We start from the raw sequence: 16,653 nt of genomic DNA on the forward strand, positions 1-16,653 counted from the left end.
ACGCCTGGCTCATGTGAACAAAGTCCCTTCGAATTCAGCCGAATAGGCGGCGCTGCCGTCCGAGAAGACCGTCAGCCATGAAAAGTCGAACGTTTCCTCGAGCGTACTGCCGGGAACGAAGAACAACGCGGTGGCCAGGGCGTCCGCAACCACGGCCTTTTCAGCGAGGGCCCACGTGGCGACGGCGGTGCGCACCGGCTGACCGGTGGTCCCGTCCAGGACGTGGTGCAAACCGTCTCCCCACGCCCGGCGGTTTGCCGCGGAAGCGCAGAGCGAGCGTCCCTTCAGCGGCACGACCCCTATGGCCTGCGCGGGATTGTAAGGATGTTCCAGGGCCACGTCGACGGATTGGGGGCCATGCGCCAGAAGGTCGCCGCTGCCGTCAATGACATATGACTCAATGCCTTCGGCGGCCAGCTCGCCGGCCAGGAGGTCCACCAGCAGGCCCTTCCCCGCGGCACCGACGTCCAGGACCACCGGAGCGGTGGTGGTGATTGATGTCCCGTTCCAGTCGAGGACCTCGTCCCAGGCCGGCGGCGGCAGCGCCGCGCCGGCCGGCCTCAACGAATATGCGACGTCGTACCCCAGCCGCTCCAGGCTGGCGCCGACGAGAGGAGTCATGGCGCCGCCGGAGACCCTGTACAGGGTCCGGTACAGCTCCCCAAGCGGGCCGGCCTCGGCGGGGAAGCAGTAGCGGCCCGGACGGCGGGACATGATGCCCACCAGCGAATCGCCACGGAAACGGGACCAGTCGGCGTCGAACTTTTCAACCCGATGCAAAAGGCGCTGGTGCAGGGAAGGCGCAAGGGGGTGCGGCGTGGAGATGACCCACTTCGTGCCGATCCCCTCGAACGAAAAATCCTCCCAGTTCCCGCCCCGCACCGGCTACTGCGCCTCAGACTTGATCTGCTCCACGGCCTTGTTGAAGCCACCGCTGGTCAGGGACGAGCCGGCCACTTTCGAGACGTTGAGGTCGTCGATGTTCTTGCCCACGACCTGCGCGGCGATCCCACCGGCGAACTCGCCCTGGAACTTGCGGGTATTCGGGTTGGACGGATGCTGGGTGATCTGGACGTCCGTCACGGTGCCGGACGCAAGGGTCAGCTGCACACCCACGGTTTCGGTGCCGTTGGGGGACACGTACGTTCCGTCCGCGCTGTACGTCCCGTCCTTGTATGCGGAGCCGCTGCCGGCCAGTGCGGAAGAGTCCGACGACGGCGCGGCGGCTGAGGATCCCCCGGTGCTGGTTGCGGCGGGGCCGGGGCTGTCCTGGCCGGCGGAGGGGGCGCAGCCGGCCACGGTTCCGGCCAGGGACAGGCCGGCGATGCCGGCATATACGCTCTTGCTCACCAAGCTTTTGCTTACTGTGCTTTTGCTGGCTGGGCTTGTGCTTGCACGGGGTCTCATCCAGGCTCGTTTCGTCGTAGGTGCTCAGGTTCCAGGAACATGGTTACGGTGTTGTCAACGTTGAATCCACACTATTGGTTCAACACTGTGCCCTTGTTGGAATTTCCCTGTGTCCGGCCTGTGCGGCGGCGCCCCCGGCCGGAGGCCGTCAAATTCTTTGGTGCCACCGGGCCCCCGGTAGGCTAGAGGGGTGACTCCCGAAGAACTTTCCCTCGCCATATCCGCCTGCCTGAAGGATGCCGTCTCCGCCGGTCAGATTGCCCTTGCAGCATCAGCTATTCCTGATGAGGTACGCGTGGAGCGACCCAAGAACCGGGACCATGGGGACTGGGCCACCAACATCGCCCTCCAGCTTGCCAAGCAGGCCGGCACCAACCCCCGCGAATTCGCCACCGTGCTGAGCGCCCACCTCAAGACGATCGAAGGCGTCGCCGCCGTCGACATCGCAGGGCCAGGCTTCCTGAACATCACCGTCGACGCCGCCACCGCCGGCGCCCTCGCCAAGGTGATCGTGGAAGCCGGGACCGCATACGGCACCAACTCCGCGCTAGCCGGCCGCACCGTGAACATGGAGTTTGTTTCCGCGAACCCCACGGGCCCCCTGCACATCGGACACACCCGCTGGGCGGCGCTCGGCGATTCGATCGCCCGCGTCCTGCGCGCTTCAGGTGCGGACGTCACGGCCGAGTACTACATCAACGACGCCGGTTCGCAGATGAACACCTTCGCAAACTCGGTGTACTCGCGCCTGCACGGCCTCCCTGTTCCCGAAGGCGGCTACCCGGGCCAGTACATCGCAGACCTTGGGCACGAAGTCCTGGCTGCGCACCCGGACATCCGCGAGCTGACCGAGGTGGCCGCGCTGCCGGTCATCCGCGCCGCCGCCTATGAGGCCCAGATGAAGGACATCAAGGCCACGCTTGCCGACTTCGGCGTCGCGTTCGACGTGTTCTTTTCCGAGCAGGAACTGCACGACGCCGGCGCCATAGAAAGTGCCGTGGCGCGCCTCCGCGAGCAGGGCCACGTGTACGACGACGGCGGCGCCGTCTGGCTGCGCACCACCGACTTCGGTGACGACAAGGACCGCGTCATGATCCGCGCCAACGGCGAGCCCACCTACTTCGCCGCCGACGCCGCCTACTACCTGTCCAAGAAGGACCGGGGCTTCACCGAGAAGATCTACCTGCTCGGTGCCGACCACCACGGCTACATCAACCGGCTCAAAGCCATCGCCGCCGCTGCCGGCGACGATCCCGAAAAGAACATCGAAGTCCTGATTGGCCAGCTGGTCTCCGTGAACGGCGCCAAGCTGTCCAAGCGTGCCGGCAACATCATCGAGCTCAAGGACCTCATCGAATGGCTGGGCAAGGACGCCGTCCGGTACTCGCTGGCACGGTTCCCGGCCGACTCGCCGCTGACGCTTGACCCGGAGCTGCTGAAGAAGCACAGCAACGAAAATCCGGTGTTCTATGTCCAGTACGCGCATGCCCGCTCCCGCGGCGCTGCACGCAACGCCGTGGCCGCAGGAGTGGATCGTTCCGCGTTCGACGCCTCGGTCCTGGACCATGCCACGGAAAACGAGCTGCTGTCCCACCTGGGCAGCTACCCCTCCATCGTCGCCAAGGCTGCGGAGCTGCGTGAACCGCACCGGGTGGCCCGCCACCTCGAAGTGATCGCCGGCGCCTACCACCGCTGGTACGACGCCTGCCGTGTGGCGCCCATGGGGGACGAGCCCGTGACGGACACCAACCGCACACGGCTGTGGCTGAACGACGCCACCAGCCAGGTACTGGCCAACGGCCTCGACCTCCTTGGCGTTTCCGCGCCGGAACGGATGTAACCCGATGTCTGTAGAAACCGGAAGCAGCGCGTCGCCGCTTGCACCGGAGTGGCTTTCCGTTCCGGCGGACCTGAACGCACTCCAGGAACCCATGTGGGCGGGCAGCGTTGAACGTAACGACGCCGGCGCCATCACCGTGGGTGGCGTCACCGTCCAGGAGCTCAAGGAGCAGTTCGGAACCCCGCTCTTCGTGATGGACGAGGCGGATTTCCGTGCCCGGGCGCGGGCGTTCAAGGACTCCTTCGACGCAGCCTTTGCCGACATCTGCGGTGGCGTGGACGTCTACTACGCCGGAAAGTCGTTCCTGTGCACGGCAGTGGTGAAGTGGGTTGACGAGGAAGGGCTGCGGCTGGATACGGCCTCCGGCGGCGAACTCGCCGTCGCCGCCCGCGCCGGGATCGCGGGGGAGCGAGTCGCCCTGCACGGCAACAACAAGTCCGACGCCGAGATCAACCGGGCACTGGACATGGGACTGGGCCGCATCGTGGTGGACAGCCTGGACGAACTGGTCCGCGTCGGCGACATCGCCAGGGCACGCGGCGTACAGGCAAAGGTCATGCTGCGCCTGACGCCCGGCGTGCACGCGCACACGCACGAGTTCATCGCCACCGCCCACGAAGACCAGAAGTTTGGCCTCTCCATGGCAGCGGACACCACCGACCAGGCCGGGCTTTCCGCTGCCGAGGAAGCGGTGGCGGCGGCATCGGCCCACCCCGGCATCGAACTCCTCGGCCTGCATTGCCATATCGGTTCCCAGATTTTCGAACCGGACGGGTTCGCGCTGGCTGCGGAGAAGCTGCTGCGTTTCCTGGCAGCCATGCAGGAAAAATACTCCATCATCATGCCGGAGCTCGACCTCGGCGGAGGCTACGGGATCGCCTACACCCCGGTGGACACCCCGCGCCCCGCAGCCGACATCGCGACGGCGATGGCCGCCGTCGTGCGTTCCACCTGCGCCGAACTGGGCATAGACTCCCCGCGTATCTCCATCGAGCCGGGCCGCGCCATCGTTGGCAGCACGACGTTCACCCTGTACGAAGTGGGCACGCTGAAGACGGTACGCGTCGATGCTCCGGCCGGAAACACCGCGGGTGACGGGGCTAACAACGTTACGTATGCCCGCCGCTATGTGTCAGTGGACGGCGGCATGAGCGACAACGCCCGCCCGGTGCTCTACGACGCGGATTACTCGGCGGTTCTGGCATCGCGTATGTCTGCCGCGGCTCCGCAGCTGTCCCGCGTAGTGGGCAAACATTGCGAGAGCGGCGACATAGTTGTTAGAGATGTATATCTGCCCGAGGACGTGGCAGCCGGTGATCTGCTTGCCGTACCGGGAACCGGCGCCTACTGCTGGGCCCTCTCGAGCAACTACAACTATCTGGCCCGGCCGGGCGTTGTCGCGGTGCGCGACGGATCTTCCCGGCTGATTGTCCGCGGGGAAACCGAAGAAGATCTGCTGAACCGCGACATGGGAGCCTGAAGTGACGGAAATGCGAACCCTGAAAGTGGCCCTGCTGGGCTGTGGCAACGTTGGGGCCCAGGTTGCGCGGATCCTCATTGAGGACGCCGACGCCCTTGCCGCCCGCACCGGAGCCCGGCTGCAGCTGAGCGGCATCGCCGTGCGCAACGTCAACGCCCCCCGCGACGTTGAGCTGCCGCAGGAACTGTTCACCACCGACGCCGACACCCTGGTCAAGGACGCCGACCTGGTCATCGAACTGATGGGCGGCATCGAGCCCGCCCGGTCGCTGATCGTCACCGCGGTCCGCAACGGTGCTTGCGTGGTCACCGGCAACAAGGCGCTGCTCGCCCAGGACGGCCCCACCCTTTACGAGGAAGCGGACAAGGCGGGTGTCCAGCTCTCCTACGAGGCCGCCGTCGCCGGCGCCATCCCTATCCTGCGCCCCATCCGCGACAGTCTCTCCGGTGACCGGATCACCCGCGTACTGGGCATCGTTAACGGCACCACCAACTTCATCCTCGACCAGATGGACTCCACCGGGGCCCAGTTCGCCGACGCGCTGGCCGAAGCCCAGCGCCTCGGCTACGCGGAAGCGGACCCGACCGCCGACGTCGAAGGCCATGACGCCGCCGCGAAGGCCGCCATCCTGGCGTCGCTGTCCTTCCACACCCGGTTCGGGCTCGAGAACGTGCACTGCGAAGGCATCACCTCCGTCACGGCCGCCGACATCGCCGCGGCAAAAGACGCGGGCTTCGTCATCAAGCTGTTGGCCATCGCCGAGAAGCTGAATGATGCCGACGGCAAGGAAGGCGTGAACGTCCGCGTGCACCCCACCCTCCTGCCGCGCGAGCACCCGCTGGCGGCGGTCCACGGCGCCTTCAACGCCGTCTTCGTCGAGGCGGAAAACGCCGGCGAGCTGATGTTCTACGGCCAGGGTGCCGGCGGAACCCCGACGGCGTCGGCCGTCCTGGGCGATCTCGTGTCGGCTGCCCGCCGCCTGGTCCTCGGCGGCCCCGGCCGCACCGAGACCACAACCGGCCACGTCCCGGCGCTGCCCATCGACGCCGCGGTCACCAGCTACTACATCGGGCTCGACGTTGCCGACCAGCCCGGCGTCCTGGCCAAAATCGCGCAGTTGTTCGCCGAACACGGCGTCTCCATCGAAATCATGCGGCAGACCATCCACCGCGACGCGGAGTCCAACGTGGAATCCGCCGAACTGCGGATCGTCACCCACCGCGCGTCCGAGGCCGCCCTCGCGGCCACCGTCGAGGCCGTGAAGCGCCTGGACGTCATCAACTCAGTTACATCCGTTCTGCGGGTAGAAGGAGTCTAAGTGGCTCACCAATGGCGCGGTGTCATCCGCGAATACGCTGACCGCCTGCCCGTCACGGAATCCACGCGGGTCATCACCCTCGGCGAAGGCGGCACACCCCTGGTGCACGCACAGAAGCTCTCCGAGCTCACCGGCTCCCAGGTCTACCTCAAGGTGGAGGGCATGAACCCCACCGGCTCGTTCAAGGACCGCGGCATGACCATGGCGATGACCGCCGCCGTGGAAGCCGGAGCCAAGGCCGTGGTGTGCGCCTCCACCGGCAACACCTCCGCCTCGGCCGCCGCGTACGCCACCGCCGCCGGCCTGAAGTGCGCCGTCCTGGTTCCCGAGGGCAAGATCTCCATGGGCAAGCTCAGCCAGGCCATCGCGCATGGTGCCACGCTGCTGCAGGTGGACGGCAACTTCGACAACTGCCTGGACATCGCCCGGAAGCTGGGGGAGTCCTATCCGGTATTCCTGGTCAACTCGGTCAACCCCGCCCGCATCCAGGGCCAGAAGACCGGGGCCTTCGAGGTCGTTGACGCCCTGGGCGACGCCCCGGACATCCACGTTCTTCCCGTGGGTAACGCCGGCAACATCACCGCGTACTGGAAGGGCTACAAGGAGTACTCCGCTCCGTTCGAGTCCGCCACCGCCGGCACCCTTCCCGCCGTCTCCACAAAAACTCCCGCCATGTGGGGCTTCCAGGCAGCCGGTGCGGCCCCGTTCGTCGCCGGCCACCCCATCACCGAACCCGACACGATCGCCACCGCCATCCGGATCGGCAACCCTGCTTCCTGGGACGGTGCCGTGGGCGCCCGCGAAGAGTCCGGCGGCCTGATCGACGCCGTCACCGACGAGCAGATCCTCAACGCGCACCGCTGGCTGTCCTCCAAGGAGGGCGTTTTTGTGGAGCCGGGTTCCGCCGCGGGTGTGGCCGGCCTGCTCAAGAAGCACGCTGCCGGCGAGGTCCCGTCCGGAAAGACGATTGTCATCACGGTGACCGGCCACGGACTCAAGGACCCGCAGTGGGCCCTCCGCACCGAAGACGGCAGCGACGTCCAGCCCGTCAAGGTGCCCAACGACGTCGTCACCGTAGCCGCAGAACTGGGACTGGAAGAAAAATAGCCTTGGACACCACCTCGCAGGCCACCGTCGGACTGCAACTCATCGAAGCCGGCCAGCGCGTCACCGTGCGGGTTCCCGCCACTACGGCAAACCTTGGCCCCGGCTACGACAGCCTCGGCCTGGCCCTGGCGCTGCACGACACCCTGACCGTGGAAAGCCTGGACACGGACGAACTTGAGTTCGACCTCCGCGGCGAGGGCGCAGATACGCTCCCGCGGGATGCCAGCCACCTGGTCATCCGTGCCATGGACGTTGCCTTCGAGCGCCTGGGCTTCCGCCACGGCGGCTTGCGGATCACTGCCGAGAACGTCAACCCCCATGGCCGCGGCCTGGGGTCGTCGGCTTCCGCTGTGGTGGCCGCCGTGTCCGCGGCCAACGCCATGGTGCCTGCCGAAAACCAGCGCGGCCGCGACTGGATCCTGCAGCTGACCAGCGAGCTGGAGGGCCACCCGGACAACGTCGCTCCCGCCATTTTCGGCGGACTGGCGCTGTCATGGCAGGACAGTGACCAGTACAGCAGCACCAGCGCCACGGTTGTCGGGTCCGTCATCCCGATCGTCGCGGTCCCGGACTACGAACTTTCCACCGAGGCCGCCCGGGCCCTGCTTCCGGCATCGGTCGGCCACCACGCGGCCGCCATGAACTCCGGCCGCGCCGCGCTGTTGATCCACGCACTGACACAGAAGCCCGAATTCCTCCTGGCCGGCACCGAAGACTACCTTCACCAGAGCTACCGCGCCGAAGCCATGCGGCCCAGCGCCGCCCTGATCGCGGCGCTGCGCAGTGCAGGCCATGCCGGAGTCGTTTCCGGGGCCGGGCCCACCGTCCTGGTACTGGCCAACGGAGAAGAGGAAGCCGCCCGGGCGCTCGAATTCATCAGGTCGTTCACCGAGGCCAACACGCCGGACGTTGCCTGGCGGGTGCTGAAGCTGGCAGTGGACGTTGAAGGTGCTAAGGTGGACTTGCACCGGCGGTAATTCCGCCTATCTGATCTGCTCCTGCATTCAGTTGCTCTTTGATCTCCTACTGCGAATGCATTCCGGTGCCGCCTGCTTGGTCTGACGCAGGAAACTGCAGCATCCAACTGCCCCCCAAACGTCAGCCGGCGTCCCGCTATGGGCGGGGCGCAAGGTGAATCAGTATCCGGCCCTGCTGGCCGAAATCCAACCGGCAAGGCCGAAATCCCGGCTGCAGATCTGAACTGCAGCCCAGATCAAATCATCGCGCCCAGCTCCCAGTCTGGACGCCGTCGAGGGGGAAGGATCCTTCGTGACCGAAACCACTGAGCTGTCACCAGCTGTGGACATAGCATCTCCAGCCGCCGAAGCGCCGGCAGCACCCGCCAAGAGCAGCGGCCTTGCCGGCCTTAAGCTCGCGCAGCTGCAGGCCCTGGCCAGCCAGCTGGGTATTTCCGGCGGTTCCCGCATGCGCAAGGGAGACCTGGTCTCGGCCATCTCCGCCCATCGCGCCGGCACCCCGGCCACCAAGGCTCCGGCCAGGACCGCGGAAAAGGCCAGCCAGAGCGTCGCCGCTCCGGTAGAAGCCGCTCCTGCTGCTCCTGCCACAGAGGCGCCCGCGGCCGAAGCAACCGCCGCCGAGCCCACACGTGCCCGCGGCCGTGGCCGCAGCCGCCGCGCGGTCAGCGACGGTGTGGTTACCCCGGCAGCAACCGAAGCAGCTGCCGAGGCACCGGCAGCGGCCTCTCCGGTGGAAGCCCCTGCCGCACCGGAAGCCGCCGAAACGGAAGCCGCTCCCGAGCGCCGCCAGCCGCGCACCCGCAACCGCCGCCGCGGCGAAGCAGCCGTGCAGGAGGCCCCTGCGGAAGCCCCCGCCGAGCAGCCGGCACAGGAACAGGCAGGCAGCGACCACCGCGCCGCCGAACAGCGCCAGGCAGAACAGCGCACCGCAGAACAGCGTGCCGAGGCACCTGCTGCTGAAGCAGCCGACGCCGGCCAGCGCACTGACCGCCGTGAAGGCCGCACCCGCGGTGGCCGCGACGCCGCGCGCGATAACGAGGGCAGCCGCGACGCAGGCCAGCGCGACGGCGGCCGGGACAACCGCCGCGACGACCGCGATGAGGATGCTGACGGCGGCAGCCGCCGCAACCGGCGCAACCGCCGCGACCGGAACGACCGCTCCGGCGGCCAGGACCGCGACGGCTCCCGCAATGAGCGTTTCCGTGACCGCAACGACCGCCGTCGTGGGCGCTCCCAGGGCCCGGACGTCGACGACGTCGAGATCACCGAGGACGACGTCCTGCTGCCCGTCGCCGGCATCCTGGACGTCCTGGAGAACTACGCGTTCATCCGCACCTCCGGCTACCTGCCCGGCCCCAACGACGTCTACGTCTCACTGGCCCAGGTCAAGAAGTACAACCTGCGCAAGGGTGACGCCGTCGTCGGCGCCATCCGGGCACCCCGCGAGGGCGAAGACCGCAACCAGCAGTCCAACCGCCAGAAGTTCAACGCTCTCGTCCGCGTCACCTCGGTGAACGGCAAGACCGCCGAGGAACTGAAGGACCGCGTCGAATTCGCCAAGCTGGTTCCGCTCTACCCGTCTGAGCGCCTGCGCCTGGAGACCGATCCCAAGAAGATCGGCCCCCGCGTCATCGACCTCGTGGCACCCATCGGCAAGGGCCAGCGCGGCCTGATCGTTTCCCCGCCCAAGGCCGGCAAGACGCTCATCCTGCAGTCCATCGCGAACGCCATCACCACCAACAACCCTGAGGTCCACCTCATGATGGTGCTGGTCGACGAACGCCCCGAAGAAGTCACGGACATGCAGCGCACCGTCAAGGGCGAGGTCATTGCCTCCACCTTCGACCGTCCCGCCGACGACCACACCACGGTTGCCGAACTGTCCATCGAGCGCGCCAAGCGCCTGGTGGAAATGGGCATGGACGTGGTGGTCCTCCTGGATTCCATGACCCGCCTGGGCCGCGCCTACAACCTGGCAGCACCGGCCTCCGGCCGAATCCTGTCCGGTGGTGTGGACTCCGCAGCCCTCTACCCGCCCAAGCGCTTCTTCGGCGCCGCCCGCAACATCGAAAACGGCGGCTCGCTCACCATCCTGGCCACCGCCCTCGTGGAGACCGGTTCCAAGATGGACGAGGTCATCTTCGAAGAGTTCAAGGGCACCGGCAACATGGAACTGCGCCTGTCCCGCCAGCTGGCAGACAAGCGCATCTTCCCCGCTGTGGACGTCAACGCCTCCGGCACCCGCCGCGAAGAGAACCTGCTCTCGCCCGAGGAAGTCAAGATCATGTGGAAGCTGCGCCGTGTCCTCTCCGGACTCGAAACCCAGCAGAGCCTTGAACTGCTCACCAACAAGATCCGGGAAACCCAGAGCAACGTCGAGTTCCTCATGCAGGTCCAGAAGACGACGCTTGGTGCGAAGTCGGATAACGACAAGTAGCTGAGTTACAGGGGTGGGGCCGTCGCATATTTTTGCCGGCCCCGCCCCTTCGCGTTGCGGCTGACATACTGCGTACGTCAGCCGCAACGCTCCGACAGGCCCGATGCCACTCCCTGGCCGGCAAAAATATACGACGGCGGCCGCACGTCACCTGCCGCTGAATGCGTCATTAGACTTGTACAAGTCGAAAGAGGTTTGAGAATGTTTGAGTCCGTACAGGGCCTGCTTGATGAGCATGATTCCATTCAGGCGCAGCTGGGGGATCCTGCTGTCTACGCCGACCAGCGGCTTGCCCGGAAGCTCGGGCGGCGGTCGGCTCAGCTGAACGGCATCGTCGAGGCTTACCACCGGTGGGAGGGACTGCGGGATGACCTCGCCGCTGCCAGGGAGATGGCAGCCGAGGATCCGGAATTCGCCGCCGAGGTTCCTGAACTGGAGGCTTCCCTCGAAGCTGCCGCGGCCAGGCTGCGCCGGCTGCTGATTCCCCGCGACCCGGACGATGCCCGCAACGTGATCCTGGAGGTCAAGGGCGGCGAAGGCGGCGACGAAGCCGCCCTGTTCGCCGGCGACCTCCTGCGCATGTACACCCGCTACGCCGAGTCGCGCGGCTGGAAGACCGAGATCATCTCGGCCACCGAATCCGACCTGGGCGGCTACAAGGACGTCCAGGTGGCCGTCAAGGGCAACTCGAACGACCCCGCAGAAGGTGTTTACGCCCGCCTGAAGTTCGAAGGCGGCGTGCACCGCGTGCAGCGGGTTCCCGTCACCGAGTCGCAGGGCCGCATCCACACCTCCGCGGCCGGCGTCCTGGTCCTTCCCGAAGTGGACGAACCCGAAGAGCTGGAAATCAACCAGAACGACCTCAAGATCGACGTCTACCGGTCGTCCGGTCCCGGCGGCCAGTCCGTGAACACCACCGACTCAGCCGTCCGCATCACCCACCTGCCCACGGGCATCGTGGTGGCCATGCAGAACGAAAAGTCACAGCTGCAGAACCGCGAAGCCGGCATGCGTGTGCTCCGGGCCCGCATCCTGGCGCACCAGCAGGAGCAGATCGACGCCGCCAACTCCGAGCAGCGGAAGTCCCAGATCCGCACCATGGACCGCTCCGAGCGCATCCGCACCTACAACTACCCCGAGAACCGCATCGCGGACCACCGGACCGGCTACAAGGCATACAACCTTGACCAGGTCATGAACGGCGACCTCGAGCCCGTCATCCAGTCCGCCATCGAGATGGATGAACAGGCGCGCCTGGACGCCCTGGGCGAGTAGTCCCTGGCACCCATGACCATCGGGCCGGGCCAGTCCCTCGCGGAAGCCGTCAGCGAGGCCACCGCAATCCTGGGCGATGCAGGCGTGCCCAGCCCCCGGGTAGATGCCGAGCTGCTCGCGGACCACATCCTGAACGTCGGGCTGGGCCGGCTGCGCGCACTCATGCTGGGTGACACGCCGGCTCCCGAAGGATACGCCGAGCTCGTTGCGGAACGGGCCGGCAGGGTACCGCTGCAGCACATCACCGGGGTCGCGCACTTCCGGTACCTGGAACTCGCGGTCGGGCCGGGGGTGTTCATTCCACGGCCCGAAACGGAGTCTGTGGTCCAGCTGGTCATCGACCACCTCAGAGGCGTGGCGTCTCCCCGGGTGGTGGACCTGGGCACCGGATCGGGAGCGATCGCCGGATCCATAGCGCACGAAGTGCCCGGCGCCGAGGTCCACGCCGTCGAGTACAGTCCCTTCGCCCACGCCTGGGCGGCGAAAAACCTGGCGCCCCTTGGTGTCCGCCTTGTCCTGGGGGACCTGCGCGACGCCCTGCCGGAGCTCAACGGAACGTTCGACGTCGTGGTGTCCAACCCGCCGTACATTCCCGCCGAAGCCATCCCCAACGAGCCCGAAGTAGCCCTGCACGACCCGCCCGAAGCACTGTACGGCGGGGGAGCGGACGGCATGGAGCTTCCGACGGCGGCTGCGGCCTCAGCAGCCAGGCTGCTGCGGCCGGGGGGCTACTTCGTGATGGAACACGCGGAAGTCCAGGCCGGCTGGATCGCGGAGATGCTGCGGCGCGCCGGAAACTGGAACGCCATCACGACGCACCTGGACCTGAACAACAAGGAACGCGCCACCAGCGCAGTGCTCGCGGACCCGGACCACTCGGAATGAAAGAATAAGCCAGTGACCACAACCTATGACTGCACCGTTGACGACCAGCGCGCGCAGGGGCTTGAGCATGCCCAGCGCGCCATCAGCGAAAAAAGGTGCGTGGTGTTTCCCACGGACACCGTGTACGGAATCGCTGCAGACGCGTTCTCGCCCCACGCCGTCACCATGCTCCTGGCATCCAAGGGGCGCAGCCGCACCATGCCGCCACCCGTACTGATTCCACGCATCAATGCCCTGGACGGGCTGGCCACCGACGTTTCCGCCGATGCGCGGAAGCTGGCCGAAGCCTTCTGGCCCGGCGGGCTGACCCTGATCCTGCACGCCCAGCCGTCCCTGGACTGGGACCTCGGTGAAACAAAAGGCACCGTGGCCTTGCGGATGCCGGCCGACGACATCGCCCAGGAACTGCTCACCCTGACCGGACCGCTGGCTGTTTCCTCCGCCAACCGCACCGGACACGCCCCGGCCCAGACGGCGGCAGCGGCACGCGAACAGCTCGCGGACTCCGTGGAGGTTTACCTGGAAGGTGGCTTCCGCCCCGCCGAAGGTGAGCCCGCCGTCGCGTCGACGATCGTGGACGCCACCGGACCCCGCCTTCGGGTGGTGCGCAGCGGCGCCATCAGCCTCGACCAGCTCCGCGAACATGTACCCGGAGTGCTCGGCCTGGGGGAGATCCCGATGGCGGAGGAGGAACCGGTTGGGGAAGAACCTGCGGCTGCTCCGGGTGCCCATGGTGACTTGCCTGCTGCCGGAGGTTCCTCCGTCGTGACACCCGGTGACGGTGCTCCCGGAACGAAGGACTCACCCGCCGCCGGGCAGGGCACCCAGCCTTGATGACGCTGCAGCGCCAGCGGATCCCGTTCCTCGACGTCGACGCCACCCCGCTGCGGGTGCCCGAGCTGATGGACCAGCTCAGCCGGTATGTGCAGGACGGATCCCGGCGGACCGTGCTTGGCCACAACCTGCACAGCGTCACCCTGACGCATGCGGACGAAGGCTTCCGCAGGCTGTATGAGCGCAGTGATGTCGTACTGCTGGACGGCGCCCCCGTGCTGTGGCTGTGGGGGAGGACCGGGAACGCCGACGGCCCGGTGATGGATTACCGGCTGGGCTCCACGGACTGGCTTCCGGCGCTGCACCAGGTTCAGGGGCTCGAACGGATTGCCGTCGTCGGCGCCGGGGCTGAGGCGAACGCCGGGGCCGTCGCCAGGCTCCAGGCGATTCTTCCCGCCGCCCGGGTGGCAGGTTTTCCCGGTGAAGGCTGGAACGCGGACCTTGAAGAGGCGGCCGTAACGTGGCTACACAGTGAGCAGCCGCAGCTGGTCCTGCTCGGCCTTGGCATGCCGCTGCAGGAGGAAGTCCTCCAACGACGGCTCGAGTCCCTGCCGCCCGCAGTCTACTGTGCGGTCGGGGGAGCCATTGAACAACTCGCCGGCGTCCAGAAACTTGCCCCCAGATGGCTGGGACGGCTTGGACTGGAGTGGGCCTGGCGGCTGCTCCTGCATCCCCGGCGCGTGGCCTACCGCGTGTTTGGGGAACCGTGGGTCCTGCTGTGGCTTCTCGCCGGCAGGCGCCTGCAACGCAGCCGCCGGGCGGCCGGACGCCGGCCGGGCCGTTAGAACTTCTGGTCCTCCAACGGGGCAAACCCCTTGCCCCGGAGGCCCTTGCTGAAGGACTTCGCCCACCCCAGGAACCCGGCAAGGTCGCGGCGCTGCAGGAAGTAGCCGGTGTAGCCGCCAACGTCCGCCACCAGGGAACGGATCCGGAAGTAGCGGCGGATCAGGTAGCCCCGGTTGCGGTAGTAGTAGTACTGCTTGAACGCGCCTTCGGGGACAATCACGTGCCAGCGGGCACCAAACACGTGCTGAGTCTCCGAGAAAGCGTGCGGATGGGTGATGGTGGTGGTGGTGACCGTTCCGAACCGGACCCCGGCCTTCCGGAGCCGGATCGTGAAGTCGACCTCGTCGCCACGGATAAAGAGCCGGATGTCGGGCAGGCCCACCTTGAAGAAAACGTCAGACCGGATCAGGGCCCCGTTGAAGAAGTGCCCGTCGTTCGGCAGGAAGCCGAGCTTCTCCACCTCGGCCCGCTCGTGGGTAACCTTGCCGTCCAGGCGGAAGAAGAAGGACAGCCGGTCCGGGTGGCCGGGCGCCGCCACCAGCGGAACCACCGCCTCAAGGTCGCGTGCCTCAGCCTCCCGCAGCAGCGTGGCGAGGCATTCCGGGTCCGCCGGCTCGGCGTCGTCGTCCATCATCCAAATCCACCGGGCGCCGCTGGCCATTGCCTTCAGTGCCGCGAGGGCGAACCCGCCGGCGCCGCCAAGGTTGGCTTCCGACCTGACGTAGTCCACGTTCGCGTGTTTGGCTGCCACGTCCCTGGCAGGCTCCGTGCCGCTGTCCACCAGGCAGATCGTGTCCACCGCGGCTGTCTGGGCATTGATGGAATCGAGCAGGACAGCCAGTTCCCTGGGGCGGTTGAAGGTCACGGCAGCAACTGCGATGCGGGGGGTCATGGAGTTCCTTTCAGCATGGCTGTCAGGGAATTCCCCGCCCGTCATGCGCCAGTGCGGCGCGGAGCCATGAAGCCGGTGGCGCTAGTATCTTTGACTAGAGTCCACTGTAATACAGCCCTGTAAGGCACTGCGTTGAAGCCAATACGCGCTGCCTGCGGCGTGCTCGGCGACGGAGAAGTTTCATTTATCGACGAACAGATTCCCTGCCAGTGAGCCCACCCCCAAGGGCTTTCCTGCCGGCACGGCAGCCCTGCTCCAGTTCCATTCCGGTCGAAACGGTTGTTGCCCCATGATCATGTACCTGCTCATGGGGTTGACCGCTGCCCTCGTCTCGTACGGCGCGACCTGGGGCGCCAGGGTGGTCGGGCACCGGCTGGAACTGCACCTGCCCATCCGCAGCCGGGACATGCATTCCACGCCGGTATCCAGGCTTGGCGGGGTGGCCATCTTCCTTGGCGTCATGACAGCGCTGATCGTCGCCAGCCAGTCCTTCTTCGTGAAGGACATCTACCGGAACAACTTCTCGCCCTGGGGAGTCCTCGCCGGCGCGGCCGTCATCGTGCTGGTGGGCGTGGCAGACGACCTGCTGGACATCCGCTGGTGGGTGAAGCTCATCGGCCAAAGCGCCGCCGCGCTCACCGTTGCAGTCTGGGGCGTCCAGATGACCATCGTGCCGTGGGTGCCCGAACCCATTTACCTGGAGAACGAAACGATCAGGGTCGTGCTCACCGCCGGGCTGATTGTCACCACGATGAACGCCTTCAACTTCATCGATGGGCTCGACGGGCTGGCAGCCGGCGTAGCCATTATCGGTGGAACAGCCTTCTTCTTCACGGCCTACTGGGTGCACCGCAACGCTGTCCTCCTGGACTACTCCGATCTCGCCACTTTGATCACGGCCGTCCTTGTGGGAAGCTGCCTGGGCTTCCTCCCGCACAACTGGTTTCCCTCGAAGATCTTCATGGGGGACTCCGGAGCCATGCTCATCGGGCTGCTGATGGCGTCCGCAGGTGTTGTCTCGACAGGCCAGATCACCTCCGGCCTGTACGACCGGGCCAACGGTATCTCCACGGTGATCCCCATCCTGCTTCCTTTCGCGGTGCTCTTCCTCCCGCTTCTGGACCTGGGCCTGGCAGTGGTCCGGAGGACAGCGCGCGGACGGTCGCCGTGGTCGGCGGACCGGGGGCACCTGCACCACAAGCTCCTGGACATCGGGTACTCACACCGTACGGCTGTGGTCCTGATGTACCTCTGGACCGGCGTCCTGTCCTTCGGCGGCCTGGCATTCGCCATCTTCCCCTGGCAGATAGTCCTTGCGGCAGACCTCTTCGCCACCCTGGTCATGGGACTTGTCACCGCGTGGCCGTACCTTGCGCGCCGGAGCGAGGAAACAGCCGCGTAATGCCGTCAGCAAT

14 protein-coding genes are annotated in these 16,653 nt (G+C 66.9%); 11 read left to right on the forward strand and 3 right to left on the reverse strand.

Translation table 11 applies throughout. The features are described from left to right. Positions 1-9: 9 nt before the first annotated feature. Both ACYQ1Z_RS04660 and ACYQ1Z_RS04665 read right to left on the reverse strand, forming a co-directional pair. The gene (locus ACYQ1Z_RS04660; RefSeq protein ID WP_459791335.1) at positions 10-882 is read right to left on the reverse strand and encodes an FAD:protein FMN transferase; all 873 of its coding nucleotides are present in this window, start codon (positions 880-882) and stop codon (positions 10-12) included. 3 nt (positions 883-885) lie between these two features. Further along, positions 886-1,407: an FMN-binding protein gene (locus ACYQ1Z_RS04665; protein ID WP_459791336.1), complete on the reverse strand. Its 522-nt coding sequence runs from the start codon at positions 1,405-1,407 to the stop codon at positions 886-888. A 190-nt stretch (positions 1,408-1,597) separates the two neighbouring features. On the opposite strand from ACYQ1Z_RS04665, the gene argS reads away from it, so the two are divergent. The 10 genes from argS to ACYQ1Z_RS04715 all read left to right on the forward strand — a co-directional run bounded on the left by argS (position 1,598) and on the right by ACYQ1Z_RS04715 (position 14,345). Beyond that, complete coding sequence (gene argS / locus ACYQ1Z_RS04670) at positions 1,598-3,247, forward strand: arginine--tRNA ligase (protein ID WP_459791337.1); 1,650 nt, start codon at positions 1,598-1,600, stop codon at positions 3,245-3,247. A gap of 4 nt (positions 3,248-3,251) precedes the next feature. Then, positions 3,252-4,727, forward strand: coding sequence for a diaminopimelate decarboxylase (lysA, locus tag ACYQ1Z_RS04675; protein ID WP_459791338.1), 1,476 nt, complete (start codon positions 3,252-3,254; stop codon positions 4,725-4,727). A 1-nt stretch (position 4,728) separates the two neighbouring features. Beyond that, positions 4,729-6,045 carry a homoserine dehydrogenase gene (locus ACYQ1Z_RS04680; RefSeq protein WP_459791339.1) on the forward strand — a complete coding sequence of 439 codons (1,317 nt, stop codon included), beginning with the start codon at positions 4,729-4,731 and terminating at the stop codon, positions 6,043-6,045. Continuing rightward, positions 6,046-7,152, forward strand: coding sequence for a threonine synthase (gene thrC / locus ACYQ1Z_RS04685; RefSeq protein WP_459791340.1), 1,107 nt, complete (start codon positions 6,046-6,048; stop codon positions 7,150-7,152). A 2-nt stretch (positions 7,153-7,154) separates the two neighbouring features. Beyond that, positions 7,155-8,129 (forward strand): homoserine kinase, encoded by a 975-nt coding sequence (gene thrB / locus ACYQ1Z_RS04690; RefSeq protein WP_459791341.1) that lies wholly within the window; start codon positions 7,155-7,157, stop codon positions 8,127-8,129. 292 nt (positions 8,130-8,421) lie between these two features. Then, positions 8,422-10,566 carry a transcription termination factor Rho gene (rho, locus tag ACYQ1Z_RS04695; protein ID WP_459791342.1) on the forward strand — a complete coding sequence of 715 codons (2,145 nt, stop codon included), beginning with the start codon at positions 8,422-8,424 and terminating at the stop codon, positions 10,564-10,566. Between the two features lie 201 nt (positions 10,567-10,767). Further along, a complete protein-coding gene (gene prfA, locus ACYQ1Z_RS04700) occupies positions 10,768-11,841 on the forward strand; it encodes a peptide chain release factor 1 (protein ID WP_459791343.1) in 1,074 nt (357 codons plus the stop codon). Positions 11,842-11,853: 12 nt separating this feature from the next. Beyond that, complete coding sequence (gene prmC / locus ACYQ1Z_RS04705) at positions 11,854-12,726, forward strand: peptide chain release factor N(5)-glutamine methyltransferase (protein ID WP_459791344.1); 873 nt, start codon at positions 11,854-11,856, stop codon at positions 12,724-12,726. Between the two features lie 12 nt (positions 12,727-12,738). Next, positions 12,739-13,560, forward strand: coding sequence for an L-threonylcarbamoyladenylate synthase (locus tag ACYQ1Z_RS04710; protein WP_459791345.1), 822 nt, complete (start codon positions 12,739-12,741; stop codon positions 13,558-13,560). Beyond that, the gene (locus ACYQ1Z_RS04715; RefSeq protein ID WP_459791346.1) at positions 13,560-14,345 is read left to right on the forward strand and encodes a WecB/TagA/CpsF family glycosyltransferase; all 786 of its coding nucleotides are present in this window, start codon (positions 13,560-13,562) and stop codon (positions 14,343-14,345) included. Before ACYQ1Z_RS04710 ends, ACYQ1Z_RS04715 begins: the two co-directional genes overlap by 1 nt. Here the strand turns inward: ACYQ1Z_RS04715 and ACYQ1Z_RS04720 are convergent. Then, entirely contained in the window at positions 14,342-15,238 is an 897-nt protein-coding gene (locus ACYQ1Z_RS04720; RefSeq protein WP_459791347.1) for a glycosyltransferase, read from the reverse strand. The genes ACYQ1Z_RS04715 and ACYQ1Z_RS04720 overlap by 4 nt on opposite strands. 289 nt (positions 15,239-15,527) lie before the next feature. On the opposite strand from ACYQ1Z_RS04720, the gene ACYQ1Z_RS04725 reads away from it, so the two are divergent. Further along, the gene (locus ACYQ1Z_RS04725; protein WP_459791348.1) at positions 15,528-16,640 is read left to right on the forward strand and encodes an MraY family glycosyltransferase; all 1,113 of its coding nucleotides are present in this window, start codon (positions 15,528-15,530) and stop codon (positions 16,638-16,640) included. The last annotated feature ends 13 nt before the right edge of the window (positions 16,641-16,653 follow it).

The organism is Arthrobacter sp. AD-310 (genome assembly GCF_054656615.1).